This window comes from Microbacterium sp. M28 (assembly GCF_025836995.1).
In the GTDB taxonomy this organism is placed as follows: domain Bacteria; phylum Actinomycetota; class Actinomycetes; order Actinomycetales; family Microbacteriaceae; genus Microbacterium.
In genome coordinates this window covers 368,221-386,108 of the sequence record NZ_CP107546.1, presented here as the reverse complement: position 1 = coordinate 386,108, position 17,888 = coordinate 368,221, and the positions used below count along the sequence as shown (strand labels likewise).

15 protein-coding genes are annotated in these 17,888 nt (G+C 69.0%); 6 read left to right on the top strand and 9 right to left on the bottom strand.

Annotation, left to right across the window (positions count from 1 at the left end):
* Positions 1-4: 4 nt before the first annotated feature.
* From OED01_RS01855 to OED01_RS01835, 5 genes are all read right to left on the bottom strand, one after another.
* Positions 5-928 (bottom strand): aldose 1-epimerase family protein, encoded by a 924-nt coding sequence (locus OED01_RS01855; RefSeq protein ID WP_264156716.1) that lies wholly within the window; start codon positions 926-928, stop codon positions 5-7.
* On the bottom strand, positions 925-2,442 hold the full coding sequence (araA, locus tag OED01_RS01850) for an L-arabinose isomerase (protein ID WP_264156715.1): 1,518 nt from the start codon (positions 2,440-2,442) through the stop codon (positions 925-927). Before araA ends, OED01_RS01855 begins: the two co-directional genes overlap by 4 nt.
* A gap of 10 nt (positions 2,443-2,452) precedes the next feature.
* A complete protein-coding gene (locus OED01_RS01845) occupies positions 2,453-4,036 on the bottom strand; it encodes a xylulokinase (protein ID WP_264156714.1) in 1,584 nt (527 codons plus the stop codon).
* Positions 4,033-4,752, bottom strand: coding sequence for an L-ribulose-5-phosphate 4-epimerase (locus tag OED01_RS01840; RefSeq protein ID WP_264156713.1), 720 nt, complete (start codon positions 4,750-4,752; stop codon positions 4,033-4,035). The genes OED01_RS01845 and OED01_RS01840 overlap by 4 nt, the downstream gene beginning before the upstream one ends.
* 243 nt (positions 4,753-4,995) lie before the next feature.
* On the bottom strand, positions 4,996-6,009 hold the full coding sequence (locus OED01_RS01835; protein ID WP_264156712.1) for a LacI family DNA-binding transcriptional regulator: 1,014 nt from the start codon (positions 6,007-6,009) through the stop codon (positions 4,996-4,998).
* A 55-nt stretch (positions 6,010-6,064) separates the two neighbouring features.
* Here OED01_RS01835 and OED01_RS01830 point away from each other — a divergent pair, with 55 nt between their 5' ends.
* Positions 6,065-6,910, top strand: a complete 846-nt coding sequence (locus OED01_RS01830) for an NAD-dependent epimerase/dehydratase family protein (protein WP_264156711.1) — start codon at positions 6,065-6,067, stop codon at positions 6,908-6,910.
* Between the two features lie 72 nt (positions 6,911-6,982).
* Here the strand turns inward: OED01_RS01830 and OED01_RS01825 are convergent, their stop codons facing one another.
* On the bottom strand, positions 6,983-8,008 hold the full coding sequence (locus OED01_RS01825) for a LacI family DNA-binding transcriptional regulator (protein WP_264156710.1): 1,026 nt from the start codon (positions 8,006-8,008) through the stop codon (positions 6,983-6,985).
* A 176-nt stretch (positions 8,009-8,184) separates the two neighbouring features.
* On the opposite strand from OED01_RS01825, the gene OED01_RS01820 reads away from it, so the two are divergent.
* The 5 genes from OED01_RS01820 to OED01_RS01800 all read left to right on the top strand — a co-directional run bounded on the left by OED01_RS01820 (position 8,185) and on the right by OED01_RS01800 (position 13,996).
* Positions 8,185-9,483, top strand: a complete 1,299-nt coding sequence (locus OED01_RS01820; protein ID WP_264156709.1) for an ABC transporter substrate-binding protein — start codon at positions 8,185-8,187, stop codon at positions 9,481-9,483.
* Between the two features lie 56 nt (positions 9,484-9,539).
* The gene (locus OED01_RS01815) at positions 9,540-10,442 is read left to right on the top strand and encodes a carbohydrate ABC transporter permease (RefSeq protein WP_264156708.1); all 903 of its coding nucleotides are present in this window, start codon (positions 9,540-9,542) and stop codon (positions 10,440-10,442) included.
* Positions 10,443-10,446: 4 nt separating this feature from the next.
* Positions 10,447-11,337: a carbohydrate ABC transporter permease gene (locus OED01_RS01810; protein WP_264156707.1), complete on the top strand. Its 891-nt coding sequence runs from the start codon at positions 10,447-10,449 to the stop codon at positions 11,335-11,337.
* Positions 11,334-13,190, top strand: a complete 1,857-nt coding sequence (locus OED01_RS01805; protein WP_264156706.1) for a glycoside hydrolase family 127 protein — start codon at positions 11,334-11,336, stop codon at positions 13,188-13,190. The genes OED01_RS01810 and OED01_RS01805 overlap by 4 nt, the downstream gene beginning before the upstream one ends.
* 185 nt (positions 13,191-13,375) lie before the next feature.
* Entirely contained in the window at positions 13,376-13,996 is a 621-nt protein-coding gene (locus tag OED01_RS01800) for an HD domain-containing protein (protein WP_264156705.1), read from the top strand.
* A 169-nt stretch (positions 13,997-14,165) separates the two neighbouring features.
* Here OED01_RS01800 and OED01_RS01795 read toward each other — a convergent pair whose 3' ends face one another.
* Genes OED01_RS01795 through OED01_RS01785 form a run of 3 tightly spaced genes read right to left on the bottom strand, consistent with a single transcriptional unit; the run spans position 14,166 to position 17,874 of the window.
* Positions 14,166-15,203, bottom strand: coding sequence for an ABC transporter permease (locus OED01_RS01795; RefSeq protein ID WP_264156704.1), 1,038 nt, complete (start codon positions 15,201-15,203; stop codon positions 14,166-14,168).
* Positions 15,200-16,270, bottom strand: coding sequence for an ABC transporter permease (locus OED01_RS01790; protein WP_264156703.1), 1,071 nt, complete (start codon positions 16,268-16,270; stop codon positions 15,200-15,202). Before OED01_RS01790 ends, OED01_RS01795 begins: the two co-directional genes overlap by 4 nt.
* Complete coding sequence (locus OED01_RS01785; protein WP_264156702.1) at positions 16,267-17,874, bottom strand: sugar ABC transporter ATP-binding protein; 1,608 nt, start codon at positions 17,872-17,874, stop codon at positions 16,267-16,269. The genes OED01_RS01790 and OED01_RS01785 overlap by 4 nt, the downstream gene beginning before the upstream one ends.
* Between the last annotated feature and the right edge of the window lie 14 nt (positions 17,875-17,888).

The following is a 17,888-nucleotide window of genomic DNA, read 5'->3' as shown; positions in this document are numbered from 1 at the left end:
ACGGTCACAGCGCGGCGATCCGCCAGGATGCCGCGTGCGAGGCGCCCGGCTCGAGCACGACGAGGTCGACGCCGGAGTTGAACGCGTCGGGCGGGCACGTCATCGGCTCGACCGCGAGGCCGACCCGGTGGGTCGCCTCGGTGCCGGTGTCGGCGGTGTGCACCTGCACCCACGGGCAGCGCTCGTCCCAGCGCATGGCGACGCCGGTGCCGTCCGACGCAGTCACGCGCACCTCGGCGGAGCCGTCCGTGTACGACAGCGACGTGAACGCATGATCGATGAACACATCGCCGATCTCGCGCGCGGAGCGGAAGTCCCACTCGGGGTGTGCCGTGATCGGCTCCACGGCGACCGGGCTCAGCCGGTCGGGCGTCACCGTCAGGACCTCGGATGCCGGAAGCGTGAGCGTCCAGTCGTCCACACGACCGGCACCTGCGACGAGGTACGGGTGCGGCCCGGTGCCCCACGGCGCGGCATCCGCCCCGATGTTGCGCGCCGTGACCGTCTGCTGCAGGCCGTCGGCGTCGAGACGGTACTCGGTCTCGACCTCGACCCGGAAGGGGTAGCCGTCCTGCGGCTGGATGACCGCGTACAGGACCACGCGGTCATCCTCCACGGCACGCGGCACGAATTCGGTCCACGACAGCAGTCCGTGCAGCGCCTGACCTCTGCCCGGTTCGGTCAACGCGAGCTGGTGCTCGACGCCGGCGAACGAGTAGCGGCCGTCGACGATGCGGTTCGGCCACGGCGCCAGGGTCGTGCCGCGGTACCCGGGACGGACCTCATCCGCGTCGAACGGCACGACGAGGTCGCGGCCGTCGAACGCGAGGGTGCGCAGCGAGGCGCCGACGCTCGCGATCGCGGCCTGGTACCCGTGCGCGGCGATCGTGAACTGCTCACCCGAGCGCGAAGGGGATGCCACGGTCACAGTCCCTGCGCGAGACGGTAGTAAGCCTGGTTCCAGCGGACCTGCTTCTGGAACTCGACGAGCGTGGTGTCCTCGTCGATGACGAGGAGCTCGACCTCGGCCATCTCGGCGAAGTCGCGGAACGCCTCGAGCCCCACGGCCGTCGACATGACGGTGTGGTGGGCGGCACCGGCGGTCAGCCAGGCGGCGGCCGACGTGTTGAAGTCGGGAGCCGGCTTCCAGACGGCACGCCCGACGGGGAGCTTGGGCAGCGAGGCTCGAGGCTTGACGTTCTCGACGACGTTGGCGGTCAGGCGGAACCGGTCGCGCATGTCGCTCATCGCGACGACGACGGCGGGTCCGGCATCCGCGGTGAAGACCAGGCGGACCGGGTCGTCCTTGCCGCCGATGCCCAGAGGGTGGATCTCGAGCGTCGGCTTCGCGGTGGTCAACGACGGCGACACCTCGAGCATGTGCGCGCCGAGGATGAGCTCGTCGCCCGGGGTCATGTCGTACGTGTAGTCCTCCATGAGGCTGGCGCCACCGGGGAGGCCGGCGCCCATGACGTTCGCGATGCGCACCAGCACGGCGGTCTTCCAGTCGCCCTCGGCGCCGAAGCCGTAGCCCTCGGCCATGAGGCGCTGGACCGCGAGACCCGGCAGCTGCTTGAGCTCACCGAGGTCCTCGAACGACGTGGTGAAGGCGCCGAACCCGCCCTCCTCCAGGAACGACCGGAGGCCGATTTCGATCGCGGCGCCGTCGCGCAGCGACTGGTGACGCTCGCCGCCCTTGCGCAGCTCGGGGACGACCTCGTAGAGGTCTTCGTACTCGGCCACCAGGGCGTCGATGTCGGACTCGGATGCCGCGGCGACCGCCTCGGCCAGCTCGTTGACGCCCCAGGTGTTGACCTGCACGCCGAAGCGCAGCTCGGCCTCGGTCTTGTCGCCCTCGGTGACCGCGACGAAGCGCATGTTGTCGCCGAAGCGGGCGAGCTTGAGCGAACGCGAGGCGGCGAGGCCGGCCGCGGCGCGCTGCCACGTGCCCAGCTCCTGCTGCACCCGAGGGTCGGACGCGTGGCCGACGATCGTCTTGCGCGGCACGCCAAGGCGGGTCTGGATGTAGCCGAACTCGCGGTCGCCGTGCGCGGCCTGGTTCAGGTTCATGAAGTCGAAGTCGATGTCGGCCCATGGGAGCTCGACGTTGGCCTGCGTGTGCAGGTGCGCGAGCGGCTTCTGCAGCGCGTCGAGACCCGCGATCCACATCTTGGCGGGGCTGAACGTGTGCATCCAGGCGACCAGGCCGATGACATTGTCGTCGGCGTTGGCCTCGAGGGCTGCCTTCTTGATCGCGGCGGAGTCGGTCAGCACCGGCTTCCAGACGATCTTCACGGGGACGTCGCCCGCGGCATCCAGCAGGCGCGCGATCTCCTGCGACTGGTCGGCGACCTGCGCGAGCGTCTCGGGACCATACAGGTGCTGGCTTCCGGTGAGGAACCAGACCTCGTAGCCGTCGAGGGAAGTGGTGAGCTGGGGCATGTCAGGTCCTTCAGATGTTCTGGGTGGCGGCGGCCTCGATGGCCAGACCAGCCCGGTAGCGGTCGAGGTAGGTGGCGAATCCGGCGACGTCCGCCGGGTCAGGGTCGGCTGTGGAGAGGGATGCCGAGGCGAACACCCGCTCTTCCAGGAACGTGCCGAGGTCGGCATCCTCGGCGTGTGCGAGGTACGACGCGAGCACCGCGATGCCCCACGCACCGCCTTCGCTCGCGAGCTCGCCGACCGCGACAGGAGCGTCCAGTGCTCCGGCGAGGAAGCGCTGCGCGACCCCGGCGGTGCGGAACATCCCGCCGTGCGCGAACATGCGATCCAGCCCCACGCCCTCGGCGGCGAGCACCTGCATGCCCAGTGCAAGCGTGCCGAACACGCCGTACAACTGCGCGCGCATGAAGTTCGCCAGCGTGAAGGCGCTGTCCGGCGTGCGGACGAACAGCGGACGACCTTCCGTGAGGCCGGCGATCGGCTCCCCGGCCAGATGGTTGTAGGCGATCAGACCGCCGGCATCCGCTTCGCCCTCGAGCGCCTCGCGGAAGAGGGCGTCGAACACGGCGTCGTCGTCCAGCGGCTGTCCTGCTGCCGCCGAGAAGCGGGTGAAGAGCCCCGCCCAGGCTGCCAGCTCGCTCGCACCGTTGTTGCAGTGCACCATGGCGACCGCATCGCCGGCGGGGGTCGTGACGAGATCGAGCTCGTGGTGGACGTCGGCGAGCGGGCGCTCGAGCACGACCATCGCGAAGATGCTCGTTCCGGCCGACACGTTTCCGGTGCGGGGGGCGACCGAGTTGGTCGCGACCATGCCGGTGCCGGCGTCGCCTTCGGGCGGGCACAGCGGGATGCCGGGCTGCAGCGCTCCGGTCGGGTCGAGCAGGGCGGCGCCCTCGGCGGTCAGCGTTCCGGCTGCGGCTCCGGCGGGGAGCACGGCGGGGAGCAGGCTCGTGATCGGTGCCGGCAGACGCTCGGCGGCTCGGTCGTCGTAGGCTGCGATCATGCGGGCGTCGTAGTCGCCGGTCGCCGAGTCGATCGGGAACATGCCGGAGGCGTCGCCGACGCCGAGCACTCGTTCACCGGTGAGCTTCCAGTGCACGTAGCCGGCGAGGGTCGTGACGAAGTCGAGCTGCGGGAGGTGCGCCTCGGCATCCACGACCGCCTGGTGCAGGTGCGCGATGGACCAGCGCAGCGGGATGTTCACACCGAGCAGTTCGGTCAGCTCGGCCGCCGCTGCGCCCGTGTTGGTGTTGCGCCAGGTGCGGAACGGGACGAGCAGGCCGCCGGCGTCGTCGAACGCGAGATAGCCGTGCATCATCGCCGAGATGCCGATGGCGCCGAACGTCGTGGGCTTCACGCCGTAGCGGTCGTGCGCGTCGGCGACCAGGTCGGCGAATGCGGCCTGAAGGCCTTGCCACACCTCGTCGATCGCGTAGGTCCAGAGACCGTCCTCGAGCCGGTTCTCCCATGAGAACGATCCGGTGGCGAGGACCTCGGTCGCGTCGGAGCCGATCAGGCACGCCTTGATGCGGGTGGAGCCGAACTCGATGCCGAGACTCGTGCGGCCGACGAGCAGATCTTCCCGCGCGCTCATCGGCGGACGTCCGAGTTCTGCCCGTAGACGTTCTGGTAACGGTTGAAGAGGCTGTCGATCGCCTCCTGCGGGATCGGGATCAGCGGACCGGCCTCGCGGGCGTAGTGCACGGTGCGGGCGACGTCCTCGACCATGACGGCGGCCTTGACGGCGTCCTTCGCGTCGACGCCGATCGTGAACGGACCGTGGTTCTGCATGAGCACGGCGCGCGAGCGGTGCCCGGTGAGCGTCTGGACGATGCCGCGGCCGATGGAGTCGTCGCCGATGATCGCGAACGGGCCGACCGGGATCGGTCCGCCGAACTCGTCGGCCATCGCCGTGATGACGCAGGGGATCTCCTCACCGCGTGCCGCCCAGGCGACGGCGAAGGTCGAGTGCGTGTGGACCACGCCGCCGACGTCGGGCATGTGGCGGTAGACGTACGCGTGCGCGGCGGTGTCGCTGGAAGGGCTGCGGTCGCTGCCGGCCGTGCCGGGGATGACGTTGCCGTCCAGGTCGCACAGGATCATGTTGTCGGCCGTGAGGTCGTCGTAGCTGACGCCGGAGGGCTTGATCACGAACAGGTCGGCGCCGGGGACGCGACCGGAGACATTGCCTCCCGTCCAGACGATCAGCTCGTATCGGACCAGCTCGCCGTGCAGTCGGGCGACGTCCTCACGGACGGTCTGAATGGCGGCTTCGATCTCAGGGGCGAAGACAGGGGCTTCGTTGCTCACGGATACCTCATCATGCGGCGGATTGGCGGTCACTGTGACCGGTCACAGTAGTGTGACATGCGGTGCTGGCGTCGTCAAGGCGGCGGGCTGGTGTTCCGCCGCCCCGACGATCGGTCACGCTTCTGGCGGGATGCTGAGCCCGGATGCCGCCGCAATCGTGACCTCGCGCCCGATCGGTCACGCTTCTGGCGGGATCCCGAACGTCAAGGTCACCCCAAGCGTGACCGACGCGGGAGGCGCGGCTCACGACCGCGGCGGAGCGACCGATGCGCGCGGCACGAGGACCGGCGCGACGGGCGCGAGGTCGGCGGCTGCGTCCTCAGATCCGGAGATCAGCGTCGCGACGGCGCGGCGGGCGAGCTCGCCGAAGTCCTGGCGGACCGTCGTGAGCGGGGGCCAGTAGTACGCCGAGTCGGGGATGTCGTCGAAGCCGACCACGCTCACGTCGCCCGGAACGTCGAGGCCCGCTTCGCGCAGCCCGGTCAGCAGGCCGAGCGCCATCTGGTCGTTCGCCGCGAACACGGCCGTGACCCCGGCGGAACGGATGCCGTGCGCTGCATCGTATCCGGAGCGGGCGGTCCAGTCACCGACGAGCACCGGGCCGGCCGACAGCCCTCGGTCCGCGAGCTCGGCCTGGAATCCCTCGACGCGCGACTCCGCCTCGAGCCAGTCGGCGGGCCCCGCCAGATGCGCGATGCGGGTGTGCCCGGCATCCGCCAGCGCAGCGACGGCGAGCCGGGCACCGGCGGCGTGGTCGACCGAGAGGCCACGGGCACCGCGTCCGGCGGAGTGCAGCGTGACGACGGGGATGCCGATGCGCGACACGTCGAGGGCGAGGAGCGTTCTGGCGTGCGGGGCGACGACGACGATGCCCTCGACGCCCTGGGCGATCAGGTGATCGACGGCCGAGGCGACGGCCGCGTCATCCGCGGCATCCGCGAAGGCCGCGCTCACCCAGTACCCGGCGTCGCGGGCGCTGGACTCGATCGCGGCGATGCTCCGCGACGGTCCGTACTGCAGCGCATCCGAGGCGAGGATGCCGATCGTGCGCGTCCGACGGGTGCCGAGCGCGCGGGCGGCATTGTTCATCCGGTACCCGAGCTCGTCCATGGCGGCGAGCACGCGTTCGCGGGTTCCGTCGGCGACCTCCGGGTGGTCGTTGAGCACGCGCGAGACGGTCTGCCGGGAGACCCCGGCGAGCGCGGCGACTTCGCGCACGCCGACCGTGCGGGTGCCGTCGATTCTCGTCTCGCTCATCGCGATGAGTCTAGGGCCGGTGCCGCTCGCGACGATCGCGTGGCACTCTGGACGCATGCGCATCGCACTCACCGGATCATCGGGCAAACTCGGCCGTGTCGTCGCGCGGGAGCTGCGCGCCGACGGCTACGAGGTCATCGGAATGGATGTCGCGGGCGACCGCGGCCCCGACTTCGTCCAGGTCGACCTCACCGACTACGGACAGGTCGTCGACGCGTTCACCGCCGTCGGGGACCGCCACGACGGGATCGACGCGGTCGTGCACCTGGGTGCCATCCCGGCGCCGGGGATCCGCAGCGACGTTGCGACGTTCCACAACAACATGCCCGCGACGTTCAACGTGTTCTGGGCGGCGGTGCGACTCGGCATCCGGCGCATCGTCTACGCGTCCAGCGAGACCGTGCTCGGCCTGCCGTTCGACGCGCCGCCCCCGTACATCCCCGTCGACGAGGAGTATCCGGCCCGGCCCGAGTCGGTCTATTCGCTGGTGAAGACGCTCGAGGAGCAGCTGGCGACCGAGCTCGTGCGCTGGCACCCGGAGGTCTCGATCACCGCGTTGCGCTTCTCGAACGTGATGGTGCCGGAGGACTACGCCGAGTTCCCGTCGTTCGACGAGGACGCGCTCCGGCGCAAGTGGAATCTGTGGGGCTACATCGACGCCCGCGACGGTGCGCAGGCGGTCCAGCGTGCGCTCGAGGTCGCGGCCCCAGGCTTCGATCGGTTCATCATCGCCGCCGCCGACACGGTGATGTCGCGCCCGAACGCCGAGCTCATCGCCGAGGTCTTCCCCGGTGTGCCCGTGACGCGGGAGGTCGGGGAGCACGAGACGCTACTCTCGATCGACAAGGCGCGGCGCGTGCTGGGGTTCGACCCGCAGCACTCCTGGCGCGACCACGTGTGAGCGCCTCGCCGCGGTCGTCGCTCAGCGCGCGAGAGGTAGGGCGCTGCGCTCATCGCTCAGCAAGCGAAGGGGCTACCGCCGTGCGATCGTCGACCCGCGGATCACGAGCCGCACCGGCAGCGTCCGCGTGCCGCTTCCGATGTCGACGCCGTCGATCGCGTCGAACACGCGCTGCGCGGCCTGCCGACCCAGTTGCTGCAGGTTGGCGTCGATGCTCGTGAGCTCCGGGCGCGAGTTCGTCGCGAGCACCTCCCAGTTGTCGTAACCGATGACGGCGAGGTCGTCGGGCACGGCCCGCCCGAGATCGCGGGCGGAATCGAGCGCCCCGCGAGCGATCTGGTCCGACCCGCAGAAGATGGCATCGATCTCCGGATGCCGCTGCAGCAGCAGCGCCGCGGCATCCCTTCCCCAGTGCTCCGTCCACTCCGAGAACATCGGGGACCCCACGAGATCGAGCCCGGCGTCAGCGAGCGCCGCTCGCGCGCCCGTGAGACGATCCTGCGCCGCCGCGTACGAGGGGTCGCCGGAGATGTGCGCGATACGTCGACGCCCGCACGCGAGCAGGTGCTCGACGGCCAGCCGTCCCCCCTCGACGTTGTCCGGGGTCAGAGACAGATCGCGTGTGTCGTCGGACGGGGCGTACGCGTAGACCACCGGCACGGGGATGTCCTGTCCGAGCGACGGCCGCGGATCCGTCTGACGTCCGACGACGATGATCCCGTCGACGCGGCGGCTCAGCAGCTCGCGCAGATGATGCTGCTCGCGGATCGCGTCGCCGCGCGCATCGCACAGGAACACGTTGATGCGGCCGGCGCCGAACGCGTCCTCCGCGCCCATGAGGATCGGCAGCATGAATCGACCCTCCAGGTCGCTGGTGAGCAATCCGACCGTCCCGGTCCGCCCCGCGAGCAGGCCCTTCGCCATGGCGTTGGGGGTGAACGCCAGCTCTTCGGCCGCCGCGCGGACCCTGGCTCGGGTCGCCGCGGCGACATCGCCGCGGTCGTTGAGCGCCTTGGATGCCGTTGCGATCGACACCCCTGCGCGACGCGCGACGTCATTGAGGGTCGAGGCCTTCGCCGTGGTCTCGCCTGCTGTCAACGCATCCTCCCGGTGCCCACTCGTTGCTGAAAGGTTATCGGACCGTCTCTTGACCAGTCGATGAATCCCACGGTATACCTTTTCGAAAGGGGTTTCGGTGATTTTCGATCCGGCTCCGGAACCTGAAGGCAGCATCCACTCGAAACCGCTCGAGGAAGAGCCGAGGAGGCACACCCATGCACACCCCCCGACGCCGCACGATCAGACGTGCGGCCATCGCCCTCGCCACCACCGCAGCGCTGGTCGGCTCGCTCGCCGCCTGCGCGGGCGGAGGCGGCACCGACGGACCGGCGGAGGCCATCCCCGCCGAAGGAGTGGACGACGGCTCGACGCTCACCCTCTGGACGCGCGCTCCACTCGAGCACCAGGCCAACCTGCTGGTGGATGCGTACAACGAGACGCACGAGAACCGGGTCGAGCTCACCGTGGTCCCGAACGACGACTACGTCGCCAAGGTCGGCGCGGCCGCGGGATCCGGCGGACTGCCTGATCTGTTCGCCGCTGACATCGTGTATGTGCCGAACTGGGTGCAACAGGGGCTGTTCACCGATATCAGCGAACAGGTCGACGGCCTGGAGTTCAAGGACTCGATCAACGAAGGCCATCTCTCGGCCGGCACGCACGAGGACAAGGAGCACGTGCTGCCGTTCGTGCTCGACCTGTCCATGCTGTTCTGGAACAAGGAACTCTTCGCCGAGGCCGGTCTCGACCCCGAGAAGGCGCCTGCCACGCTCGAGGAGTTCGCCGCAGCAGCTCAGGCCGTGCAGGACCTGAACAAGCCGGACACCTACGGAACCGCCACCGGCCTCAACTGTGGTGGATGCCTCGTGTTCACCTGGTTCCCCTCCATCTGGGCATCCGGCGAAGAAGTCCTGTCCGATGACGGCACGGAGTCGTTGCTGAACGGCGACGCCGCGCAGGAGGTCTACGACACCTGGACGGGGCTCCAGGAAGGCGGCGCGATCCTGCCGAGCTCGACGGATGAGGCGGGTCCGACCTGGACCGCCGCGTTCAGCGAGGGCAAGGTCGGCGTGATGCCGTTCCCCGCGACGCTGCTGCCCACGCTCGAGTTCGACGCGGGCGTGGCAGGGCTCCCCGGTGTCGACGGCGGTGCCTCCACGTTCGTCGGCGGCGACGGCATCGGCATCTCCAAGGACTCCGAGCAGTCACCCCAGGCGTGGAACTTTCTGAACTGGATGATGTCCGAAGAGGCGCAGGTGGAGGTCCTCGCACAGGACGGCAACGCGGTCTCGCGCAGCGACCTCGCCGACAACGAGTACGCCGCGGCCGACCCGCGTCTGGTCACGATCAACGAGGTGGCGGCTCAGGGCGACACTCCGGTGGCGATCAACTTCCAGCAGGCGTTCAACGCCCCAGGCAGCCCCTGGCTGAACCTGGTGCGCAACGCGGTCCTCAAGGGCACCGACACCGTCGACGCCGACAACGACGAGATCACCGCGATCCTCTCCCAGTGATCCCGGCGGAGGGGCGGTGCGAACCGCCCCTCCGCCCGTCTCGACCCCGAAGGCAGATGATGACTTCCACCGTGCCGCGCGGCAGACCCTCGCGCACCCGATACGGCGGCCCCGTGCAGGGCTGGCTGTACGCCGCCCCGACCGCGACCTTCGTAGCGCTGCTGTTCATCGTGCCCCTGGTGCTGGTCTTCCAGATGTCGGCATCCGACTGGCCCCTGCTCAGCGGCAACCAAGGCGTCAACTTCCCCGACAACTACGTGGATGCCGTCAACCACCGACTGTTCTGGGACTCGATCTGGTTCACCCTGAAGTACACCCTGATCGCAACCGTCCTGCTGATCGGGCTCGGCCTCGGGCTCGCGCTGCTCGTGCAGGAGTCCACCCGCTGGAAGGGATTCCTGCGCACGGCCTTCCTCATCCCGAGCGCGCTCGGACTGGCATCCGCGTCGCTGCTGTTCTACGTGCTGTACTCCCCCATCGCCGGACCGTTCGCCGACCTCATGAAGTCCTGGGGGATCACGTTCCTCGGGACGCCGGAGGGCGCCCTGTGGTCGACGATCTTCCTGATCGTCTGGCGCTACGCCGGGTTCTACATGCTCCTGATGCTCGTGGGATTGCAGGGCATCCCGGACGACGTCTACGAGGCGGCCCGCATCGATGGCGCGAATCGGTGGCAGACCTTCCGCGACATCACCGTGCCGCTGCTGCGCCCCACGTTCGCGCTGACGATCGTGATGTGCGTGACGGGGTCGCTGCTCGCGTTCGAGCAGTTCTACATCCTCACCAAGGGCGGTCCAGACAACAGCACCATGACGGTCGTCCAGCTCATTTACAACGTCGCGTTCCAGGGACAGAACAGCCTGGGTATCGCCGGCGCCCTCTCGGTGATCGTGCTCGTGGCACTCATCGTCATCAACGTCTTCCAGTTGCGCGCCTTCCGGCGCCCCGACGAGAGCTGACCCCATGTCTCAGACGCTGACCCGCACCCTCGTCGCACCTGATCACCAGCCGACCACCCCGCAGTACCGCTCCAGAACGAAGCGACTCGTCTACGGCATCCCGTACTGGGTGTTCACGACCGCGCTGGCCGTGATCTTCCTCTACCCGCTGATCTGGACCGGCGTCTCCAGCGTGAGTCCGCTGGCCGGTACCAGCCAGACCGACGGCTGGGGCTTCGGCAATTACGCGGCCCTCGGCGAGTACCAGGCGGGCATCTGGGTGTATCTGGGCAACTCGCTCTTCGTCTCGGTGCTGACCGTCGCCCTCACCCTGTTCATCTCGCTGCTGGGCGGCTACGCGTTCGCGCGCTTCTCCTTCCCAGGCAAGAACGCGCTGTTCCTGCTGACGTTGGCGATCCTGATGGTGCCTTACGCCACGCTGCTGATCCCGCTGTACGTGATCCTGAATTCGGTCGGTCTGCAGAACTCGCTCGTCGGCGTGGCCCTGGTGATCACGATGTTCCAGCTGCCGTTCTCGATGTTCATGATGCGCATCTCGTTCGAATCGATCCCGCGCGAGATGGACGAGGCCGCCATGGTCGACGGCTGCTCGAGCTGGAGCGCGCTCTGGCGAGTGCTGCTTCCTGCGGTCAAGCCGGGCCTGGTGACCGTCGGACTGTTCGCGTTCCTGACCGCCTGGAACGACTTCATGGCTCCGCTGATCCTCATCAGCGACACCAACCGGATGACGCTGCCGCTGGCCGTCGCCAACCTCCGCGGCCAGGTGCAGGGCGTCGTCGACTACGGCGCCACCGAAGCAGGAGTCGTCGTCCTCGCCCTGCCGTGCATCCTCCTCTTCCTGATCCTCCAACGGCACTACGTGCGCGGCTTCATGTCCGGCGCTTTCAAGGGATGACCATGTCAGACACCACTTCTCCCGCAGCCCCCGTCGTCCCCACCAGCGGACGACTGCGCCCGCTCGGCCTCGGCGAGGTCAGCATCACCGGCGGCTTCTGGGCCGATCGACAGCGCGTCAACGGCGCTGCGACGCTCGCGCACATCGAGTCGCGCCTGGAATCCGAGGGCTGGCTCGGCAACTTCGATCTCGCGGCATCCGGCGCACTCCCGACCGGCCGGCGGGGCCGGGAGTTCGCGGATTCCGAGATCTACAAGTATCTCGAGGCACTCGCGTGGGAGATCGGACGCACGGATGCCGCGGCATCCTCTCCCCTCGAAGCGCGCTTCCGCGCGATCGTCGCCCGCGTCGCCGCCGCCCAGGAGCCGGACGGCTACCTGAACACGAACTTCGGACGCCCAGGACAGGGCGCGCGCTGGTCGGACCTGGAGTGGGGCCACGAGCTGTACTGCCTCGGGCACCTGTTCCAGGCTTCGGTCGCGCGGGTGCGCACCCGACCGGATGCCGACGACGGCCTGATCGGGATCGCCCGGCGTGCCGCGGAGCTCGTGTGCCGCGAGTTCGGCGCGGACGGACGCGACGCGATCTGCGGGCACGCCGAGGTGGAGGTCGGGCTCGCCGAACTCGGCCGTGCCCTGGGAGAGCAGCGGTTCGTCGATCAGGCCGCGCTGTTCATCGAGCGGCACGGACGAGTTTCGCTGCGCGACATCGAGTGGGGCCGGAAGTACTACCAGGACGACATCGCGGTGCGCGACGCCGAGGTGCTGCGCGGGCATGCCGTGCGGGCGAACTATCTGTCGGCAGGGGCGACGGACGTCGCGGTCGAGCGTTCAGATGTCGGCCTTCTCGATGCGTTGCGCGCGCAGTGGGACCGCACGATCGAGCGCCGTACCTACATCACCGGCGGGCAGGGCTCGCACCACCAGGACGAGGCGTTCGGCGACGACTGGGAACTGCCTGCCGACCGCGCCTACTCGGAGACCTGTGCCGGCATCGGTTCGGTGATGTTCTCGTGGCGGCTGCTGCTGGCGACAGGAGACGCTGCTTACGGGGACCTGATCGAGCGGACGCTGTTCAACGTCGTGGCGACGTCGCCTTCCCCTGACGGCACCGCGTTCTACTATGCGAACACGTTGCACCAGCGGATGCCGGGCGTGCCGGCCGATCCTTCTGCGACGTCGTCTCGGGCGTCGTCGTCGCTGCGCGCGCCCTGGTTCGAGGTGTCGTGTTGCCCACCCAACGTCGCCCGCACCTTCGCGAGCCTGGACGCCTACGTCGCCACCGCGGACGATGAGGGCGTGCAGTTGCACCAGTACGCCCCGGCCCGGGTGCGCACGAGACTGCCCGACGGCCGAGTCGCGGCGTTCGATGTCGCGACGGAGTACCCGGCGGACGGGCGCGTGCGGATCACGCTCGTCGAGGACGGCGAGTGGACCCTGACTCTGCGCGTGCCCGCATGGGCTGACGGGGCGACGCTGCGGGTGAACGGTGCGGAGTCGACCGTCGCTTCGGGGGCCGTCACGGTGCGGCGCGCTTTCCAACGCGGGGATGTCGTCGAACTGGACCTGCCCGTCGCGCCTCGTGTGACGGAGCCCGACCCCCGAGTGGATGCCGTCCGCGGCTGCGTCGTCGTCGAACGAGGACCAGAGGTGCTCGCTCTGGAGTCGACCGACTTCGGCTCGGACGTCGTCGACGCCGTGATCGTGGGCGAGCCGGTCGAGCGCGAGGGACGGGTCGTCGTGCCCGTGCGGAATCGATCGACCGGTTCGGTCGTGGATGCCCCGCTCGTGGCGTACCACGACTGGGCGCAGCGCGGACCGTCGACGATGCGGGTGTGGCTGCCGACGAGCTGAGCTCTGCCCGCGATCGAGGGGTCGCATATCGCCGCATCCCGCCGCGCGAGGCGACCATACGCGACCCCTTGTGAATCGAGCCCGCGCCCCTGCCCGCCAGCGACCGCCGGCGAATGGCGGCATTCCGCCGGACGTCGGCACTCCTCGCACTGCCCCGGGGAGCGCGTGTTCGTTACGCTCGCCCCATGCGCATCTCCGATTTCGCCGTGCCAGACACCGCCGCCGCCCGCGGAGCCCGCGAGCTGATGGACGAGTACCACTCCCCCGCACTGCGCCATCATGTGCTGCGCTCCTGGCTGTGGGCCGAGGCGTTCGCGGTGATCGAGGGCCGCACGGGCGTCGATCACGAGCTGCTCTACGCTGCGGCCCTGCTGCACGACATCGGACTCGCACCGGCGTTCGACAATCACCTGCTCGGCTACGAGGAGGCCGGCGGCCATGTCGGCGAGGCGATGGCCGCGGGCGCCGGGTGGCCGGCCGAGCGCCGCCGACGCATCAACGAGGTCATCGTGCGGCACAACTGGCCCGAGGTCGACCCCGCGTTCGATCTCGAGGGCTACCTGCTCGAGACGTCGACCGGGCTCGACATCTCCGGACGCCGGGATGCCGAGATCCCGCTCGAGTTCCGCCGCGAGGTGCTGTCCGTGTACCCGCGCCTGGATCTCGCCGCGGAGTTCGGCACCGGTGTGCAGGAGCAGGCGGACCGCAAGCCGCACAGTCTCGCCCGCGGCCTGATCGACGGCGGACTCATCGACCGCATCGCGACGAACCCGCTGGTGCACCTCCCCGGGCTACCCGCTCGTTGAGCGAGTCGAGCGAGTCGAAACGGGGCGGCTGCTGATCGGCGGTCACCCCGTTTCGACTCCTCGCTCAACGCGAGCGCCCGCCCCCACGCCGTAGGGATCGCAGATGGCCGCCTCAACGCTCGCGAGGCGACCATACGCGACCCCTCGAGAGCGCAGGGCATCAGGGCCTCTACTCCTTCTTGCGCGTCACCGCCCGCTGCAGCAGCACGAACACGAGCAGGATGCCGCCGGTGATGATCGTGGTCATCTCCGGCGGGATGCCGCCGTCACTCGTGATCAGCACGTTCATGAGTCCCAGCACCAGCGCTCCGATGACGGATCCGAGCACGTAGCCGTACCCACCGGTCAGCACGGTGCCGCCGATCACGGCCGCGGCGATCGCGTCGAGCTCCCAGCCGACACCGGTGATGTTCTGCGCTGTGCCGATCCGCGCGGTGTAGATCACGGCGGCCAGCCCCGCGAGCGTTCCGCTGATCACGTACACGAGCACCTTGGTGCGCTGCACGGGGAGCCCCATGAGCAGCGCCGAGTTCTCGGATCCGCCGATCGCGTACACCGTGCGCCCGGTACGGGTGCGGTGCAGGACGAAGAACGCCACCGCGACGACGACCACGGCGATGATGACGCCGGGCGTGACCACGAGGTCGTTCACCTTCGGACCGTCGATCACCTTCAGCTGCTCGCCGAGCCAGCGGATCGGCGACTCCTCGCCGAGTCGCTCCGCCTTGGTGCTGAGCAGCGACGCGAGGCCCCGCCCGAGGAACATCATCGCGAGAGTCGCGATGAACGGCTGCACGTTGAAGTACCGGATCAGGATGCCGGAGACGAGGCCGAACGCCGTGCCGATCAGGATCATGACGACGACGACCGCGAACGCGTTCCAGCCGGCGTTCGCCAGCATGACGCCCGCGACCGACGACACGGCGATGATCGCTCCGACCGACAGATCGATGCCGCCGGTGATGATGACGAAGGTCAGCGCGACGGCCAGCACGATGAGGTGCGCGTTGTTGATCAGCAGGTTCGACAGAGTGCTGGCCTGCACGATGTGCCCGTACGCGAGCTCGCCGTACACGAGCATCCCGATGAAGATCACGACCGACGCGACCGTGGGCAGCACGGACGGGTTGGCCTGCACCGCGCGTCGGATGCGGCCCGCGAACGCGGGCGACTCGGACCGGGACTCGGTCGCCGTCAGAGCGGTCATGCCGCCACCTCCTCTTTCACGGGTGCCGCTGGCGGTTTGGGCGCCGATGCCCTCCTGCTGCGGAACCAGCCGCGCACGCGCTCGGACTGCAGCAGGCACAGCACGACGATCACGATCGCCTTGAACGCCGGCGTCGCCGACGAGGAGACGCCCAGGTACAGCACGGTCTTGTCGAGCGTCGCGATCAGCAGGGCGCCGACGAAGGCGCCGCTCAGCGAGAACTTGCCGCCGGCGAGCGATGCGCCGCCGATCACGACGGCCAGGATCGCATCGAGCTCGAGCTGGTAGCCCGTGCGCGAGACGTCGACCGTCATGACGCTGCCGACCGCCATGATGCCCGCGATGCCGGCCAGGATGCCGCTGAGGATGTACGTCGTCAGCAGCAGCCCCTTGGGCTTGATGCCCGCCATCCGGCTGGCCTTCGGGTTGATGCCGATCGCCTCGATCATGAGCCCCAGGGCGCTGCGCCGCACGACCCACCCGACCAGCAGCACGATCGCCACGGCGAGGATGAACACGACGGGGATGCCGAGGACATAGCCGTTCGAGATCCAGCGGAACGCGTCGTTGGATGCCGTCGTGTTCTGCCCGCCCGTGATCACCTTCGCGATCCCTCGGCCGGCGAGCATGAGCACGAGCGTGGCGATGAAGGGCTGCAGCCCGACGTAGGCGACCAGCACTCCGTTGACCGCGCCGAGGATGCCGGTGATCAGGAGCGCGAGCCCGACGGCGGCGAACGCGGAGCCGGCCGAGCCGTCTGCGGCGCTGAGGAACTCCATCGACACCGCACCGGCGACCGCCATGAGCGAGCCGACCGACAGGTCGATGCCGCCGGTCGCGATGACCAGGGACATGCCGATCGCGATCATCATGATGGGCGCCGCCTGGCGCAGGATGTCGATCACGTTGCCGACGAGGTGGCCGTTGTTCGGGTTGACCGACATCGCCAGGTACGTCGGGTCCTTGATGAGGTTCAGCGCGAGCAGCGCGAGGATCGCGATGAGCCCCCAGAAGAACGGTTTGTGGATGAGCTCACGCCAGAACGACGTGCGGGATGCGGCGGTCATCGCGCTTCCTCCTTGTCCGTGGTGTGCGCGATCGTATCGGGTGCCGCACCCTCGGTCTCCTCGAGAGTCTCGGCCGCGGCCTCGGTGCCATGCGCGGCGATCACGTCGACGATCTCCTGCGCGCTGACATCGGGGCCGTTCTGGATCTCGCCGATCTTGCGGTGATCCTTGAGCACGACGATCCGCTCCGACAGACGGACCACCTCCTCCAGCTCGGACGAGATGAACACGACCGCGACACCGTCTTCGGCGAGTTCGGCGACGGCTTCCTGGATCTCGGCCTTGGCGCCGACGTCGATGCCGCGGGTGGGCTCGTCGAGGATCAGCAGGTCGGGCTCTGTCGCGAGCCAGCGTCCGAGCAGCACCTTCTGCTGGTTGCCGCCGGACAGGTTCTTGATCATGCGGTCGGGATCGGCCGGCCGCACGTTGAGTTCGGTGATGTACTTCTGAACGATCGCGTCCTGCTCCTTGCGCGGCATGGGCTTCGCCCAGCCCCGCTCGGCCTGCACCGCGAGGATGATGTTCTCGCGCACGGTGAGGTCGCCGATGATGCCCTCATCGCGCCGGTTCTCGGTCGAGAACGCGATGCGCTTGGCGAGAGCATCCGACGGCGACTTCAGATCGACCTCGGCACCCTTGACCGCGATGGTTCCGGCATCCGCTCGATCGGCTCCGTAGAGCAGCCGGGCGAGCTCGGTGCGTCCCGACCCGAGGAGTCCGGCGAACCCGACCACCTCGCCGGGGCGGATGTCGAGGTCGGTCGCCTCGACCGAGCCTCGCCGTTCGATTCCGGATGCCGAGAGCACCGGCTGCTCGTCCGCGTCACGGGGCGCGGTCCGGCGGTTGCCGCCGAGGGACTTGAGCGCGTCCAGATCCTTGCCGATCATGGTCGAGATGAGGGCGTGGCGATCGAGATCGCGCGTGAGGAACTCGCCCTGGTACTGACCGTTGCGCAGTACCGTCAGGCGGTCGCTGATCGCGTAGATCTGGTCGAGGAAGTGCGAGACGAAGAGGATCGCGACGCCCTGGTCGCGCAGCGTGCGCATGACCGTGAAGAGGCCTTCGACCTCGGCGGCGTCGAGGCTCGAGGTGGGTTCGTCGAGGATGAGGACCTTGGCCTTGATGGCCATCGCGCGGCTGATCGCGACGAGCTGCTGGACGGCGATCGACAGCGTCGACAGCGGCTTGTGGGTGTCGAGGTGCTCCAGCCCGAGCAGGGCGAGCGCTTCGGTGGCTGCGCGATGGGTGGCGCGCCAGTTGATGCCGAACGGACCGCGGACCTCGTGCCCGAGCATGACGTTCTCACCGATGGTGAGGTTCGGGGCGAGGTTGACCTCCTGGTAGACCGTGGAGATCCCGGCATCCTGTGCGTCCGACGTGCCGACGAAGCTGCGCTCCGCGCCCGCCACGACGATCGATCCGGAGTCGATCCGGTAGACGCCGGTGAGCGCCTTGATCAGCGTCGACTTGCCGGCGCCGTTCTCTCCCATGAGCGCGTGCACCTCGCCCTGGAACAGACGGAAGTCGACGCCGTCGAGGGCTTTCACCCCGGGGAACTCGATCGAGATCCCGCGCATCTCGACGATGGGCAGTTCTTCGTTCATCGCTGACTCTCAGT

What these genes read in the sequence shown, in the direction of transcription:
- OED01_RS01845 (WP_264156714.1), bottom strand. Translation starts at nt 4,036, where the DNA reads ATGAGCGCGCGGGAAGATCTGCTCGTCGGCCGCACGAGTCTCGGCATC.
- OED01_RS01830 (WP_264156711.1), top strand. Translation starts at nt 6,065, where the DNA reads ATGCGCATCGCACTCACCGGATCATCGGGCAAACTCGGCCGTGTCGTC.
- OED01_RS01820 (WP_264156709.1), top strand. Translation starts at nt 8,185, where the DNA reads ATGCACACCCCCCGACGCCGCACGATCAGACGTGCGGCCATCGCCCTC.
- OED01_RS01795 (WP_264156704.1), bottom strand. Translation starts at nt 15,203, where the DNA reads ATGACCGCTCTGACGGCGACCGAGTCCCGGTCCGAGTCGCCCGCGTTC.
- araA (WP_264156715.1), bottom strand. Translation starts at nt 2,442, where the DNA reads ATGCCCCAGCTCACCACTTCCCTCGACGGCTACGAGGTCTGGTTCCTC.
- OED01_RS01835 (WP_264156712.1), bottom strand. Translation starts at nt 6,009, where the DNA reads ATGAGCGAGACGAGAATCGACGGCACCCGCACGGTCGGCGTGCGCGAA.
- OED01_RS01805 (WP_264156706.1), top strand. Translation starts at nt 11,334, where the DNA reads ATGACCATGTCAGACACCACTTCTCCCGCAGCCCCCGTCGTCCCCACC.
- OED01_RS01785 (WP_264156702.1), bottom strand. Translation starts at nt 17,874, where the DNA reads ATGAACGAAGAACTGCCCATCGTCGAGATGCGCGGGATCTCGATCGAG.
- OED01_RS01815 (WP_264156708.1), top strand. Translation starts at nt 9,540, where the DNA reads ATGATGACTTCCACCGTGCCGCGCGGCAGACCCTCGCGCACCCGATAC.
- OED01_RS01790 (WP_264156703.1), bottom strand. Translation starts at nt 16,270, where the DNA reads ATGACCGCCGCATCCCGCACGTCGTTCTGGCGTGAGCTCATCCACAAA.
- OED01_RS01810 (WP_264156707.1), top strand. Translation starts at nt 10,447, where the DNA reads ATGTCTCAGACGCTGACCCGCACCCTCGTCGCACCTGATCACCAGCCG.
- OED01_RS01800 (WP_264156705.1), top strand. Translation starts at nt 13,376, where the DNA reads ATGCGCATCTCCGATTTCGCCGTGCCAGACACCGCCGCCGCCCGCGGA.